Source organism: Clostridium sp. LS3, assembly GCF_055330225.1.
This window is the reverse complement of record NZ_CM143921.1, coordinates 3,024,570-3,039,303: the sequence shown is the minus strand read 5'-3', so window position 1 is coordinate 3,039,303 and position 14,734 is coordinate 3,024,570. Positions and strand designations below refer to the sequence as shown.

Sequence of the window (14,734 nt, the reverse complement as noted above, 5' to 3'; positions counted from 1 at the left end):
AGGTAGAAAAGTGAGCGAAAGATATGATATTGCAATAGTGGGCAGTGGCCCAGCTGGTTTGTCAGCAGCTTTAAATGCAAAAATAAGAAATAAAAAGTTTATTATTTTTGGTTATAGTAATTTAACTAATAAGCTAGTTAAAGCCCCAAAAATTAATAACTATTTAGGCTTTTATGGAATGACTGGGGAACGCATTAAAGAAATCTTTCAAGAACATTTAAATGCTATGGATATTGAGATAACAGAAGAAAGAATTAATAGTATTTATGCAATGGGAGAGTATTTTGCCTTAATGGCTAATGATAAAACCTATGAAGCAAAATCAGTTATTATAGCAACGGGAATAGAATATACAAGGCCTATTGAAGGTGAAGAAAAGTACTTAGGTAAAGGTGTAGGGTACTGTGCAACTTGCGATGCACCTTTATATAAAGGAAAAGTAGTAACAATAATAGGACACAATAAAGAGGCTGAAGAAGAGGCAAACTATGTTTCAGAATTAGCAGGCGAATTATATTATATTCCTATGTATAAGAATAATTATAAATTAAAAAACAATATAAAAATAATTGAAGATAAGCCTAAAGAAGTTGCTGGAGAGTTAAAGGTTAATAGATTAATTTTAAATAATACAGAGTTAGAAACTGATGCTGTATTTATATTAAAAGATTCCATATCTCCAGGGCAATTAGTACCAGGTTTAAAAATAGAAGATAATCACATTGCTGTTGATAGACTTATGAGAACTAATATACCAGGCTGCTTTGCAGCGGGAGATTGCGTAGGTAAGCCATATCAATATATAAAGTCAGCAGGTGAAGGGAATATTGCAGCACTTAGTGCAGTTAAATATTTAGATTCAATCTCTAAAAACAAATAAAGTTAAATTGAGTGTATAGTACTTAAAAAGTGCTATACACTTTTTTTATGTGGAGGAAAGTATAAAAGTTTGAAAATGTGATTATATAAGTTTTTAGTAATTTAATGTAGAAATGTAGATTTATTTTATACTTTCCATACCTTTAGTTTGTATGTGGACATATATGATTAGACTTTTTATAATATGTACAAATTATTAAGTTTAAAGAAATTTAGACAAATAATAAATATTGTCTAAATACATTTTAATTTTAAGAAACTATAATATTAATTAGAAAGACAAACAATCTAGAAGGAAAGTTGAGGGATCATTTTATGAGTAAAAAAACAAAAAAAACTAACATAAATCCCCTATTAGCAGTAGGTGCAATTGCAGGGGCAGCTGCAGTAGCAACAGTAGCAGCTAAAAGATTAAAAAATAATGAAGAAAAAAAATCAGCATTTGTAACTTTTACAGAAAATTTTGATGATAATAAGGAAAGACAAGTATACTTTGTTGGTGGAGGATTAGCATCATTAGCAGGAGCTGCATACTTAGTTAGAGATTGTAATTTTAAAGGCGAAAATATTCATATTATTGAGGGTATGCATATTTTAGGTGGAAGTAATGATGGTGCAGGTGATCCTGTAAATGGTTTTGTATGTCGTGGTGGTAGAATGTTAAATGAAGAAACATATGAGAACTTTTGGGAATTACTTAGAAGTGTACCATCATTAGAGATGCCTAGTATGAGTGTTACTGAAGAAATACTAAATTTTGATCATTTACACCCAACACATGCACAAGCTCGTTTAATTGATAAATTTGGTGTTATACAAGATGTAGAGGGTATGGGATTTAATAATGCTGACCGTATGGCACTTGGTAAATTAATGATTACTAAAGAAGGAAAATTAGATGATTTAACAATTGAAGATTGGTTTAAAGATACACCACATTTCTTTACAACAAATTTCTGGTATATGTGGCAAACAACATTTGCTTTCCAAAAATGGTCTAGTTTATTTGAATTCAAACGTTATATGGAACGTATGATATTTGAATTCTCACGCATAGAAACATTAGAAGGTGTTACTCGTACTCAATATAATCAATACGAATCAGTTATAGTTCCATTAAAAGCATATTTAGATGGATTTGGTGTTGACTTTAGCATAAATGCAACAGTAACTGATTTAGATTTTAAACCAGGTGAAGGAATAACAGTAACAGCTATTCATATAGAAGATGAAGACGGAGAAAAAGTAATTGAACTTAAAGATGGAGATATATGTATTATGACTAATGCTTGCATGACAGATAGTGCAACACTAGGAGATCTTAATACTGCACCTGAGTATAATCCGGACAAACCAATATCAGGGGAACTTTGGTCAAAGGTTGCTAAAAAGAAACCAGGTCTTGGAGATCCTGAGCCATTTTTTGGACATCCAGATGAAACTAATTGGGAAAGTTTTACTGTAACATGTAAGGGAAATAAATTATTAAAACTTATAGAACAATTTTCAGGAAATATACCAGGAAGTGGAGCTTTAATGACATTTAAGGATTCAAATTGGTTAATGAGTATAGTTGTTGCAGCTCAACCTCACTTTAAAAATCAGCCAATGGATACAACTATATTCTGGGGATATGGACTTTATACAGATAAAATTGGAGACTATGTAAAGAAACCAATGAGAGAATGTACTGGTGAAGAATTATTAATTGAACTTTTACATCACCTACATTTCGAAGAGCAAATAGATGAAATTATGGATACAGTAGTAAATGTAATCCCATGTATGATGCCATATATTGATGCTCAATTCCAACCACGTAAAATGGCTGATAGACCACAAGTAGTTCCACAAGGGTCAACTAACTTTTCAATGATAAGTCAATTTGTTGAAATACCAGAAGACATGGTATTTACTGAAGAGTACTCAGTACGTGCAGCTAGAATTGCAGTTTACACATTATTAAATGTGAAGGATAAGAATGTTATTCCAGTAACTCCTTACAAGAAGGATCCAAAAGTATTATTAAAGGCAGTTAAAAAATCTTATAGTTAGAATATTTTTATAAAGATATTAAATTAACTTATAAATAGAAAACAGAAACTTTAAATCCAAAACCACCCTATTAAGTAGATATATAATATTCTTAATAGGGTGATTTTTTATGATAAGAAAAATAAAAATAGTTGAATATAGGCTTAAAGAAATTGCTGAAGAATTAAAGATTAATAGGTTAATTAAAAAAATAAAGAGTTAGAAAGGAATACTGAAACAAGGATTACAGTTTATAAATTATTAAGTGTAAAAGATAAAAAAGTAATTTCAGTAATTCTATAAAAGAAAGATTTAAAAGGTCTATTAAAGTTCCTAAAAAATCTTTATGAAATGCTTTACATTAAAGCTGCTTTAAGGTTTATAATGTTAAAGTAAATTTATAAAATTTTAAAGGAGGAAATTTATATGAAAAAAAGAATTTTATCATTATGCTTAGTAGGAATATTATCATTTGTATCAGTAGGATGTGCTCAAAATAAATCTGAAGGAACTAAGGAAAGAAAACCAGTTGAAATTTATTTAACAAGACATGGTAAAACTATGTTAAATACAACAGATAGAATGCAAGGATGGTGTGATGCTCCACTTACAGAACCAGGTATAGAAGTAGCTGAGTACTTAGGAAAAGGACTTGATGCAGAGGGAATTAAATTCGATGCTGCTTATTCTAGTGATAGTGGACGTGCTATAGAAACTGCTAATATAGTCTTAGATAAAAGTGGACAGCCAGATTTAAAAGTAAATCAAAGTAAAGATTTAAGAGAAGTATCTTTTGGAATTTATGAAGGGGAAAAAACTGAAACTGCATGGGCAGAAGTAGCAAAAGCTAACAATATGACTTTTGAGGAATTTATGGATACTCTCGATATGTCAAGAAATTTAGATATGAATGCAAAAATGCCAGAAAATGATATGGCTGAGAGTTCTGAAGAACTTGTAAATAGAGCAAAACCTGCAATGGATAAAATTGCAAAGGAAACAGAGGATAATGGTGGAGGAAAGGTATTAATTGTATCACATGGTATTACAATAATGAGTTTCTTAGAGCAAATAGCACCAGGAAGTACAGAGGAGCTTATTTCAGGATTAAAAAATGCTAGTGTATGTAAAGTTGTTTATCAAGATGGAAAATACACATTAGAATCAGTAAATGATATGAGCTATGTAGAAAAAGGAAAAAATCAAAAATAGTACTACAAGTTTAGAGTATGTTATAAAACTAGGACTTGATTATAAGTCTTAGTTTTTTTATGCTGTGAAGATTGTTGTAAGATATATAGAAATAATACAGTGGCAGAAGGATAGTCCTTTTGCCACTGTATTTTAGTAATGTAGGTACTTTGTTTTAAACAAAAGTACCTACACTACTATAATATAAATCAAATAATCTCAATCCAAGCCTGAAAATAATCATAAGGGTAATCAGAAGCTAAGTATTGAGCTAAAATTATTCCAGGTTTAGAATTAATTGAATGAATATAATCAAGATGCTTATCTAGAGTTAATTTATCAATAATATCATCTTTAACTGGTAAAAGACAGGTTATGTAAGTATGTGGATTATTGTCATTTTCCCATAGAGCTTTTTTAGAGGTATCAGAACTATTTACTGAAATTGTACCATAATAATTTATACTACACTTGGTAAAGTCTGTTACAAAGGACAAAACATGTTGATTTTGAATGTACTCAAGTACGTTTTCTGTTTCACTTAAACGTAAGTGTACTATTTTATTAAATTTTGGAGTGGAAATTGAATAAGGCCGTTCTTGCAATTCCCTAAATAGTTGAATTTTTTCTAAAGAATAATTTATTTTATTTAAAGTTTTATTTAAATCTTCTATTTTATTTTGAATTTCAGTTTGCGATTCTTTTAATAATTCTTCGTTATCATCAATACCCATCTGCAATATATCTTTTAATCTTTTTATAGGTAGATTTAAGCTTCTATAGAACTTTATATCACAAATTTCAAGTAAATTATCTGTACTATATTCACGATAATCGTTTTCATCATTTCTTATAGAAGATATTAAGCCTTCACTTTCCCAGTATCTTAATGTTGATTTCGGAATACTAAAAAGTTTTGAAATTTTATCAATAGTATATGTTTTACTCATTTTTATCACCATACATTATTTTAACTTTTATGCTTTATATAGTCAATTGAGCTAATAAAAATTAGATATAAAAAATTCAAAAGAAATGCTTTACATTAAAGTGGCTTTAAGGTTTATAATTTAATCAAATAAAGGAGGGAATTATTATGTTTTCAAAATTTCAAAGATTTCTAGAAAAGTTTGTTGGGCCTATTGCCCAAAAGATGTCAGAAAATAAGGTTGTTCAGGCATTGACTAATGGTATGATGTCAGTATTACCAGTATCATTAGGTGTTGCTTTTATAGCTATTGTAGGAAATTTGCCAATAGGTCCATGGCAAACATTATTAGAAAACTTAGGGTTAACGCAAGTAATCCAAGATTTACTTAATATTACTAATGGATTATATGCTATATATATTGTATGCACAATAGCATATGAAACGGCTAAAATTGAAGGTGAAAATCCTATTACTTCTTTAATTTTAAGTTTAGCTTTTTTCTTAGTTTTAGCACCACAAAGTCAAATAGAATTAGCTCCAGGGGAGTATGCAGCATTTCTTAAAACTTCATCTATTGGAAGTGAAGGGATTTTTGTTGCAATGATTGTGGCAATATGTGTTACACGACTATATAGCTATTTAATGAAGAAAAATATAAAAATCAAGCTTCCAGATTCAGTACCACCAATGGTAACAGATTCATTAAGTCCAACTTTTGTTGCTATGATTATTTTTGTACTAGCATTTGCGGTTAAAGCAATATTTATATTTACACCATATGGAAATGCTATGGATTTTGTAAATGCTGTAATTACAAATCCAATTACTAATGTAGGTGTAACTCCATTGTCTATAGTACTAATATTTACTTTTGCTAATATACTATGGTTTTTTGGTGTTCATCCAAGTGCTATAATAAATATTTTTTATGCAGTTGCAGCACCAGTTTTAGTTGCAAATGTAGGAGCATTTTTAGCAGGAGAACCTTTACCATATTTAGAGATGTTATTTATGCTTAGTATACTTATGATTGGAGGTACTGGTAATACATTAGGACTTGCAATTAGTATGTTATTTGCAAAATCAGAGCGTTTTAAATCTATGAGAAAATTAACATTTATACCAAGTATATTTAATATAAATGAACCATTAATTTTTGGTATTCCAATTGTTTTAAACCCAATATTCTTTTTACCTTTAATATTATCAACTGCTTTAGGTGGAGGTATTATTCATATATTTTATAAAATAGGATTTTTAAACTTTTATAATCCAACTATTGAATTACCATGGGTAACACCACCAATTATTGTTGAATGGGTAGAAGGAGGATTCCGTTTTGCTTTTGTTATGGTTATAGTAATAGCAGCTTTAACATTATTATATTTACCATTTTTCAAAATGGCTGATGAAAAGGCTCTTCAAGAAGAGAGAATGCAAGCTCAAGAAGTAGGTGGGCAAGCTCAAGAAATAAGTGGGGAGGCCTAACCAGATGACTTTTCCAAAGAATTTTTTATGGGGAGGAGCTATTTCTGCCAATCAGTGTGAAGGAGCTTATAACGTTGATGGAAAAGGTTTAAGTAGCGCTGATATTGCAACAGTATGTAATCCCGAACATAAAAGAGAATATACAAAAGGAGTAATAGAGGGAAAATATTATCCATCTCATGAAGCTATAGATTTTTATAATAGATATAAAGAAGATATAGCAATGTTTGCAGAAATGGGTTTTAAATGTTTTAGATTTTCAATAAACTGGCCACGTATTTTCCCTAATGGAGATGAACTTGAACCAAATGAAGAAGGGTTAAAATTTTATGATTCTTTACTAGATGAATTAGATAAGTATGGAATAGAACCGATAGTAACAATTTCTCATTATGAGGTTCCTTATAATTTGGTTGAGAAATACCAATCATGGAAAAATAGAAAAATGATAGATTTCTACGTTAATTTTTGTGATACATTATTCAGAAGATATAAAGATAGAGTTAAATATTGGATGACATTCAATGAAATAAACGTAATAGGATACAAATCATTTTTTTCAACAGGAATTAATACAAACAACACTGAGTTAATAATGCAAATGGCTCATCATCAATTTGTAGCTAGTGCTAAGGCAGTATCATTAGCACATAGCATATCTAGTGATATGAAAGTTGGAATGATGCTTATGTATGGACCATCATATCCTCGTACATGTAATCCATTAGATATCATGGAAGCGATAAAAGATGATGATGAAACCTATCATTATTCTGATGTACAAGTTAGAGGCAAGTATTCTAATAAATCAAAAAAATTATTTAAAAGCAATGATATTAAAATAGTAATGGAGCCAGAAGATGAAGATATTCTAATGAAAGGGAAAGTAGATTTCATAGGCTTTAGCTATTATATGTCTTGGACATCTGGGATAGATGTTGAAGAAGTGAACGGAAATATGACTGAAGGTGGAGAAAATCCTTATTTAGAAAAGAGTCAATGGGGATGGCAAATAGATCCTGTTGGATTACGTATAAGTTTAAATAAGTTATATGAACGTTATGAAAAGCCTTTATTCATAGTTGAAAATGGATTAGGTGCAAAAGATGTTCTTACTGAAGATGGTAAAGTACATGACGAATATAGAATAGAATATTTGAGAAGACATATCCAAGAAATGGGACGTGCTATTGATGAAGATGGTGTTGACTTAATAGGATATACTCCTTGGGGATGTATTGACTTAATAAGTGCAAGTACAGGGGAAATGTCTAAGAGATATGGTATGATTTATGTAGATAAAGATGATAAAGGGAATGGAACATTAAAACGATATAAAAAAGATAGTTTTTATTGGTATAAAAAAGTCATTGAAAGTAATGGAAAAATTTTATAATTTAGAAATTTAATTTAATAATAATTAATAAAAAATTTTGATATTATAAGTATAATTGAGGGGAATTAAAAATGTTTAAGAAAAGAAAGATTACGAATATATTAGCTGGTTTAACAATTTGCATTCTTGGTAGTGTGATAACAGGATGCGGCTCAGGAAATAAAAGTACACTTGATACTTCAAATGTAACACTTATAACTAAGGTTAGTCCATATGGTGAAGTCGGATATGCTATGGTTTGTGATTTTGGAGATACAGTTGATTCAAAATATTTAGATCCTAAAAATTTTAGTGTAGAAACAACTGTTGACAATAAAACTGAAACTAGAAATATTACAAGAGTATATACCAATAGTGAAATAGCTATATCAGATGAGTCAAAGGATGGAAAATATGTTGTAATTGAGTTAAATCCAGAAGATGCTAATGCGACAACACTTGGATTTAATGAAGAGGCATTTTTAAATTATAGAAATGAAATTAACTATACAGTAACTTTAAAATCTAATATAAAAACAAAAAATGGCAGTGAATTTAAGGCTACATCTGATAAAGTTAAATATTCCAATATAGTTACTCCTGTTGCAGATGATTTTAAAAAGTTAACGTATAAGGATGCATCTGGAAATACTATTAATTATGGATTATTCGAGCCAAAGAAAGAAGACGGAAAGAAATATCCATTAATATTATTTTTACATGGTTCAGGTGAAAGAGGTAGTGACAATCTTATGCATTTAATTGGAAATCAAGGTGCAACAGCTTGGGCAGAACCTGAACAACAAGCAAAAAATCCAGCATATGTATTAGCCCCACAAGCACTTGCTAAAGAAGAGTTAACAATGTATTGGGTAGAAGAGCCAAATTATACAACAGTATTAAACTTATTAAAAGAAACTATTGATAAGAATGATGTAGATAAAAATAGAATTTATGTTGTTGGAATGTCTAATGGTGGTATTGGAACTTGGAATATAATTGAAAAGAACCCAGACTTATTTGCTGCTGCAGTTCCTATTTGTGGTATTGGAGATGTTAGTAAAATGAATCTTGGGGATGAGTATAAGCCAGTAAGTGATTTTACTAATTTTGAAAAGATAAAGAATATGCCAATTTGGATTTACCATGCAGTTGATGATCCATTAGTCGATGTAAGATATAGTAGAGATGCTAAAAAAGTAATAGAAGAATTAGGTGGTACTAAAGTTAAGTATACAGAATATCCAGAAGGTACTGTATTGCCAATGGGACATTTTTCTTGGGTTCCTGCACTGCAAGATCAAGAAATGATAAATTGGTTATTTAGTCAAACAAAATAGAATTTACCTTTAGATTTTGAATTTTTAGACGAAAAATAGCATTTAGTAAACAATGAATAGATTAAATATAGTAAGGTAATGGAGAGGAGTTTTAAATATGAAAAAGATACTTTTAGTTTGTAACGCAGGTATGTCAACAAGCTTACTAGTAAATAAAATGAAAGAAGCTGTTGCAAAGGAAAGTGAAGAATATCAAATAAATGCACATCCGATTTCTGAAGTTAAAGAGAAGGGAGCAGATTGCGATATTATTTTACTTGGACCACAAGTTAGATTCCAATTAAATAAGGTTAAAGAGATGTTACCAGATAAAAAGATAATGGTAATTGATATGGCAGCTTATGGAACTATGAATGGAGCAAAGGTTGTTGCAGATGCAAAGAAAGAAATGGGGATATAGATAGTATGCAAAGCACAGAATTAATAAGCTTCCAAATTATTTCTGCTGTAGGAACAGCAAGAAGTATGTATATAGAAGCTATACAAGAGGCGAAAAAAGGAAACTTTCAAAAAGCACAAGAGTTAATAGATGAAGGTGAAAAAATATTCAATGAAGGACATCACTGTCATGGTGAGTTAATTCAACAAGAAGCTGCAGGAAATAAAACAGAATTTGAACTGTTATTAATGCATGCTGAGGACCAATTAATGGTTGCAGATGCTTTTAAAACAATTTCTGAAGAGTTTATAGAAGTTCACAAGGCTTTAAAAGGACAATAGATTATTGAAATCAGAAGCTAAAACAATATAGTATTTCATACAGTTAAAAATTTAAATATAAGAGCAACGAGACTCTATATAAGTATAATTTCTATTTATTAAATATTACTGGAAATTTCAATTTCCAGTAATATTTTTATTTAAGCAAGATAATGTATATTTTTTAAGGATAAATCATCGATTTTCTAAATAAGGCTGATACATCATAAATGCATGATTTTCAGATATATACTCATCTTTAAGTTCAGTCCCTTCTAGATTAAAAACTTTTCTATATATAATATTATTTCTAATATAATGCCCAAAAAAGCCAGGTGTTATAGAATGATCTTTTTCATAAATTTCATATTTATAATTGCAAATTTCAGTAGAGCGCCATTCACCTACAAGATTATCTTTAGTAAGATACAGTTTTAGCTGATAAGGCTTATTTGTAGTGTTTTTAATTTCTAAGTCTAAATAGTTAAAGTGGCAAGTGGCACCAGAGCCAAAAGGTTGAGTTCTATTAATATCAGGGAAAACATCATGACTATGTCTATATCTTTCAGTAACAGTTAAAGGTGTATGAAGAGTGATCCAATAAAGTAAGTTAGATAATTGGCAAAGGCCTCCACCAACACCAGGTTTAAAATCTCCATTTGAGCAAAGAATTACACCATCCTTATAACCTTTTCTATAAGTGGGCTTTCCAATAAGTTTCCAGTAAGAAAAATACTCTCCAGGCATAATAACAACGCCATCAATTTTTCTTAATGCAAGCTTCAAGTTCTCAATCTTATTATATTGCAAATACATATCTACATTCTTTAGCTTTCTATAAAGAGGAGTGCTATGTTTAAAAATTATATGATTAAAATGTTCTTTATAAATATTTTTACTATAAGAATTTTTAGAAAACCACCAGTATAAATACTTTCTCATCTTATAGTAAGTTTCTCCTAAGAACAATCTTAATCTACTACGATTAACAGGCTTTCTCTCAACATAGGACATAAATTTCCCTCCTAAAATATAATAAAATATGGTTGTGAAATAATAGAAAATATAAACAAGTAGTCATGTTAAATAATTTAAATCTTCATTTTGTAATCCATAGAAATAAAAATGGAAGTAATTCAGTATACTGAATTACTTCCATTTTTATTTTGTTTTTTATATATTTATTCCTTAATTATTTAGTTTCTTCACCCATTAGTTCACTTATAAGTTCTTTTACAGAAATTATTTTGTCTATTCTATGAGCATTTCCTCCACAGAAAATTAATCCATTATCTAAGTCACCTTTAACAGAATTAATTAAAGCAGAAGTTATGCAATATGGTGTATCAGCAGGATTACAAGGAATTAAACAGTTATAACATTTAGTTATCTTCAGTTTACCAAGGCTAAGTTTATCTAAAAATTTATTTTTAATAGCTCTTCCTGGCATTCCAACTGGACTTACAGTTATTTTAATATCTTCCTTCTTGCAGTTTACATATGCTTCCTTAAAATTAGGATGAGCATCACATTCATGAGTTGCTACAAATCTAGTTGCCATTTGAACTCCACTAGCTCCAAGACTTAAGTATTTAAGCATATCTTCATGAGTGAATACACCACCAGCAACTACAATAGGTATATTTGTGTTAAACTCATTTTCAAATATTTTAACTTCTTTCATTATATTTAAAACATTATTATCGAAGTTTTTAATTTCATCTTGTAGATTGTTAGCTTTAAATCCAAGATGACCTCCAGCCATTGGACCTTCAACGATTATTGCATCAGCAGTTCTATTAAAATGCTTTTTCCAATATCCTAAAATTACTCTTACAGCTTTTGAAGAAGAAACAATAGGAGCTATTTTTATAGAGCTTTCTTTTGTGATTTCAGGTAGATTTAGTGGAAGTCCAGCACCAGATATAATTAAGTCTGCTCCAGCTTCAATTGCTGTTTTAACATGCTCAACGTAATTGTTCATGGCAACCATTAGGTTTACACCTATTATTCCATTTGCGCTTATCTCTTTAGCTCTTTTTATATGTTTTGATAAACCCCTAAGGTTAGCTTTTAATGTATTAGTTTCAAAATCATCTTCCATATAACCTGCATGAGCACCGGAGATAACACCGATGGCACCATTCTTTGCAACATTACCAGCAAGATTTGATAGAGATACTCCAACTCCCATTCCCCCTTGAATTACAGGGACTTTAGCTATTAAATTACCAATGATTAATGGTTTAATATTCATAATTTTACTCCTTTAAATTTACTAAATAATACTTTGATAATCAAAGTATTATTTAATAGTATAATCTAGAAATTTAAAAAATACAATAATTAAAAAAAAGTTACGAATCTTGACAAATTAAAAAAATGGTATTATTATGATGGTATTACTTTGATAGTCAAAATATTTGAGAGGTGATGAAAGAAGCGAAGAGACAAAAATATATATTTCAACCAACTTTTAGTTATTTAATTGGACTTATATTAACATCATATATACAAATATAAATTTAAAAAATAGTAACTTAATATACGAAAAAACTTTGATTATTAAAATATTTGATGAATACAATTTTATGTATTTAAATATCAAATTTTAGAAAGAGGCGTTAAATGAAAGGCGTAAAAGTAGTTGGATTAGGTCACTATTGTCCAGAAAACATTATTAGTAATAAAGATTTAGAGAATATAGTTGATACTACTGATGAATGGATAATAAAAAGAACAGGGATAAAAGAAAGAAGAATATCTACTGGAGAAGGAACTGTTGAATTAGCTTATAAAGCGGCTTTAGAAGCCTTAAAAAACAGCAATTGTAGTAAAGATGATATTGATTTAATAGTAGTAGCAACAACTTCACCAGATAAAATAATGCCATCTACAGCATGTAGTGTGCAAGGTCTTCTAGGTTGCAAAAATGCAGCAGCTTTTGATGTGTCAGCAGCATGTTCAGGATTTGTATATTCCCTAATTGTGGCATCTAGTTTAATTAAAGGTACTGATAAAAAAAGAGCTTTAGTAATTGGATCAGAAGTTTTATCTAGAATAGTAGATTGGACTGATAGGGGAACCTGTATACTATTTGGAGATGGAGCTGGAGCAGCAGTAATTGAAATTTCAAATGATGAAGAAGGTATTATAAGCACCTGTTTTTCATCAGACGGAAATTTAGGAGAGAAAAGTTTAGTTGGAGGCCAATTAGAGCTTAATACACCTTTTGCAAAAGAAAAAAAATCTGAAAAAAGATATATAGAAATGAAAGGTGCAGAAGTTTTTAAATTTGCAGTATCAATATTACCTCAAATAGTGAATGAACTATTAGAAAAGGCAAATGAAGATATAGCAAATATAAAATATATAGTACCTCATCAAGCAAACTTAAGAATAATTGATGAGGCTGCAAGAAGATTAAAATTAGATAAAGATAAGTTTTATGTTAATGTTGATAAATATGGTAATACTTCAGCAGCAAGTATTCCAATAGCATTAAGTGAGCTTCTTGAAAAAGGTCTAATAAATAGAGGAGATAAAATAATTGTAGCTGCCTTTGGTGGAGGATTAACCTGGGCAGGAGCATTAATTAAATTTTAGGAGGATTTTAAAATGGTATTTGAAAAAATTAAAGGCATAGTAGTAGAACAATTAGGAGTTAACGAGGAAGAAGTAAAATTAGAAACTAGTTTCATAGAAGATTTAGGAGCAGATTCATTAGATTTATTCCAAGTTGTAATGGATCTTGAAGATGCATTTGATGTAAAGGTAGAAAATGTTGAAAATATTAAAACTGTAGGAGATGCAGTAAAGTATATAGAGAATGCTATAGAAAAATAGAGTGGAGGAAATCTCATGAACAATAATATTTGCAAATTGTTAAATATTAAATACCCTATTTTTCAAGGGGGAATGGCGTGGGTTTCAGATAGTTCTTTAGCAGCTGCAGTATCCAATGCAGGTGGACTTGGAATAATAGCAGGAGCAAATGCTCCTGCAAGTTTCGTAAGAGAAGAAATTAGAAAGACAAAAGAATTAACTGATAAACCTTTTGGACTTAATATAATGTTACTTTCAGAGAATGCAGGTGAGTTAGCTCAAATTGCAATTGAAGAAGGAGTTAAGGTTATTACAACTGGAGCAGGAAACCCAGGAAAGTACATTGAAAAATGGAAAGAAGCGGGAATAAAAGTTATTCCTGTAGTTGCATCAGTTGCATTAGCTAGAAGAATGGAAAGAGCAGGAGCAGATGCAATAATTGCAGAAGGTTGTGAAGCTGGAGGTCATATAGGAAAGTTAACAACAATGGTTTTAGTTCCTCAAGTTGTAGATGCAGTAAATATTCCTGTTATTGCAGCAGGTGGAATAGGTGATGGAAGAGGAATTGCAGCAGCATTTATATTTGGAGCAGGTGGAGTTCAAGTTGGAACAAGATTTTTAGTTGCAGATGAATGTAATATACATGATAACTATAAAGAAGCTGTAATAAAAGCTAAAGATATAGATACTGTTGTAACAGGTAGAATTACAGGACACCCAGTTCAAGTTATAAAAAATAAACTTGCAAGGGAATACTTAAACCTTGAAGGTAAGAATGCTTCGATAGAGGAATTAGGTGAGTTAGGAAAAGGGGCTCTTAGGAAAGCTGTAAAAGATGGTGATGTAGAAAGAGGATCTCTTATGGCAGGTCAAATTTCAGGAATGATTACAAAAAGACAAAGCGCTAAAGAAATTATAGAAGAAATGTTTATGGAATATGAAAAGATAATAAAGAGCCTTTAAAGAGGAGGA

Annotated in this window: 14 protein-coding genes; 11 read left to right on the top strand and 3 right to left on the bottom strand. The window is 29.9% G+C overall.

Annotation, left to right across the window (positions count from 1 at the left end; all coding sequences use genetic code 11):
* Window positions 1-10 precede the first annotated feature (10 nt).
* The 3 genes from ACZJV1_RS14255 (at window position 11) to ACZJV1_RS14245 (ending at window position 4,125) form a co-directional block, all read left to right on the top strand.
* Window positions 11-880 (top strand): NAD(P)/FAD-dependent oxidoreductase, encoded by an 870-nt coding sequence (locus tag ACZJV1_RS14255; RefSeq protein ID WP_411168554.1) that lies wholly within the window; start codon window positions 11-13, stop codon window positions 878-880.
* Between the two features lie 314 nt (window positions 881-1,194).
* Window positions 1,195-2,934, top strand: a complete 1,740-nt coding sequence (locus ACZJV1_RS14250) for an oleate hydratase (RefSeq protein ID WP_463650571.1) — start codon at window positions 1,195-1,197, stop codon at window positions 2,932-2,934.
* A gap of 405 nt (window positions 2,935-3,339) precedes the next feature.
* Window positions 3,340-4,125 (top strand): histidine phosphatase family protein, encoded by a 786-nt coding sequence (locus ACZJV1_RS14245; protein WP_463650570.1) that lies wholly within the window; start codon window positions 3,340-3,342, stop codon window positions 4,123-4,125.
* A gap of 188 nt (window positions 4,126-4,313) precedes the next feature.
* Here the strand turns inward: ACZJV1_RS14245 and ACZJV1_RS14240 are convergent, their stop codons facing one another.
* On the bottom strand, window positions 4,314-5,054 hold the full coding sequence (locus ACZJV1_RS14240; RefSeq protein ID WP_463650569.1) for a MerR family transcriptional regulator: 741 nt from the start codon (window positions 5,052-5,054) through the stop codon (window positions 4,314-4,316).
* Window positions 5,055-5,200: 146 nt separating this feature from the next.
* Between ACZJV1_RS14240 and ACZJV1_RS14235 the strand changes: the two genes are divergently transcribed.
* The 5 genes from ACZJV1_RS14235 to ACZJV1_RS14215 all read left to right on the top strand — a co-directional run bounded on the left by ACZJV1_RS14235 (window position 5,201) and on the right by ACZJV1_RS14215 (window position 9,958).
* Window positions 5,201-6,523, top strand: a complete 1,323-nt coding sequence (locus ACZJV1_RS14235) for a PTS sugar transporter subunit IIC (RefSeq protein WP_463650568.1) — start codon at window positions 5,201-5,203, stop codon at window positions 6,521-6,523.
* Between the two features lie 4 nt (window positions 6,524-6,527).
* Window positions 6,528-7,919 carry a glycoside hydrolase family 1 protein gene (locus ACZJV1_RS14230; protein ID WP_463650567.1) on the top strand — a complete coding sequence of 464 codons (1,392 nt, stop codon included), beginning with the start codon at window positions 6,528-6,530 and terminating at the stop codon, window positions 7,917-7,919.
* A 71-nt stretch (window positions 7,920-7,990) separates the two neighbouring features.
* Complete coding sequence (locus tag ACZJV1_RS14225; protein ID WP_463650566.1) at window positions 7,991-9,238, top strand: prolyl oligopeptidase family serine peptidase; 1,248 nt, start codon at window positions 7,991-7,993, stop codon at window positions 9,236-9,238.
* Between the two features lie 97 nt (window positions 9,239-9,335).
* Window positions 9,336-9,638: a PTS sugar transporter subunit IIB gene (locus tag ACZJV1_RS14220; RefSeq protein ID WP_463650565.1), complete on the top strand. Its 303-nt coding sequence runs from the start codon at window positions 9,336-9,338 to the stop codon at window positions 9,636-9,638.
* A gap of 5 nt (window positions 9,639-9,643) precedes the next feature.
* The gene (locus tag ACZJV1_RS14215) at window positions 9,644-9,958 is read left to right on the top strand and encodes a PTS lactose/cellobiose transporter subunit IIA (protein ID WP_411168546.1); all 315 of its coding nucleotides are present in this window, start codon (window positions 9,644-9,646) and stop codon (window positions 9,956-9,958) included.
* A 174-nt stretch (window positions 9,959-10,132) separates the two neighbouring features.
* On the opposite strand, the gene ACZJV1_RS14210 is transcribed toward ACZJV1_RS14215, so the two are convergent.
* Window positions 10,133-10,951 carry a VanW family protein gene (locus ACZJV1_RS14210; RefSeq protein WP_463650564.1) on the bottom strand — a complete coding sequence of 273 codons (819 nt, stop codon included), beginning with the start codon at window positions 10,949-10,951 and terminating at the stop codon, window positions 10,133-10,135.
* A gap of 178 nt (window positions 10,952-11,129) precedes the next feature.
* Window positions 11,130-12,194: an NAD(P)H-dependent flavin oxidoreductase gene (locus tag ACZJV1_RS14205; RefSeq protein ID WP_463650563.1), complete on the bottom strand. Its 1,065-nt coding sequence runs from the start codon at window positions 12,192-12,194 to the stop codon at window positions 11,130-11,132.
* A gap of 371 nt (window positions 12,195-12,565) precedes the next feature.
* Between ACZJV1_RS14205 and ACZJV1_RS14200 the strand changes: the two genes are divergently transcribed.
* Genes ACZJV1_RS14200 through fabK form a run of 3 tightly spaced genes read left to right on the top strand, consistent with a single transcriptional unit; the run spans window position 12,566 to window position 14,725 of the window.
* A complete protein-coding gene (locus ACZJV1_RS14200) occupies window positions 12,566-13,543 on the top strand; it encodes a beta-ketoacyl-ACP synthase III (RefSeq protein ID WP_460286930.1) in 978 nt (325 codons plus the stop codon).
* Window positions 13,544-13,555: 12 nt separating this feature from the next.
* Window positions 13,556-13,783, top strand: a complete 228-nt coding sequence (gene acpP / locus ACZJV1_RS14195; RefSeq protein ID WP_322458835.1) for an acyl carrier protein — start codon at window positions 13,556-13,558, stop codon at window positions 13,781-13,783.
* A 15-nt stretch (window positions 13,784-13,798) separates the two neighbouring features.
* Window positions 13,799-14,725, top strand: coding sequence for an enoyl-[acyl-carrier-protein] reductase FabK (fabK, locus tag ACZJV1_RS14190; protein ID WP_463650562.1), 927 nt, complete (start codon window positions 13,799-13,801; stop codon window positions 14,723-14,725).
* The last annotated feature ends 9 nt before the right edge of the window (window positions 14,726-14,734 follow it).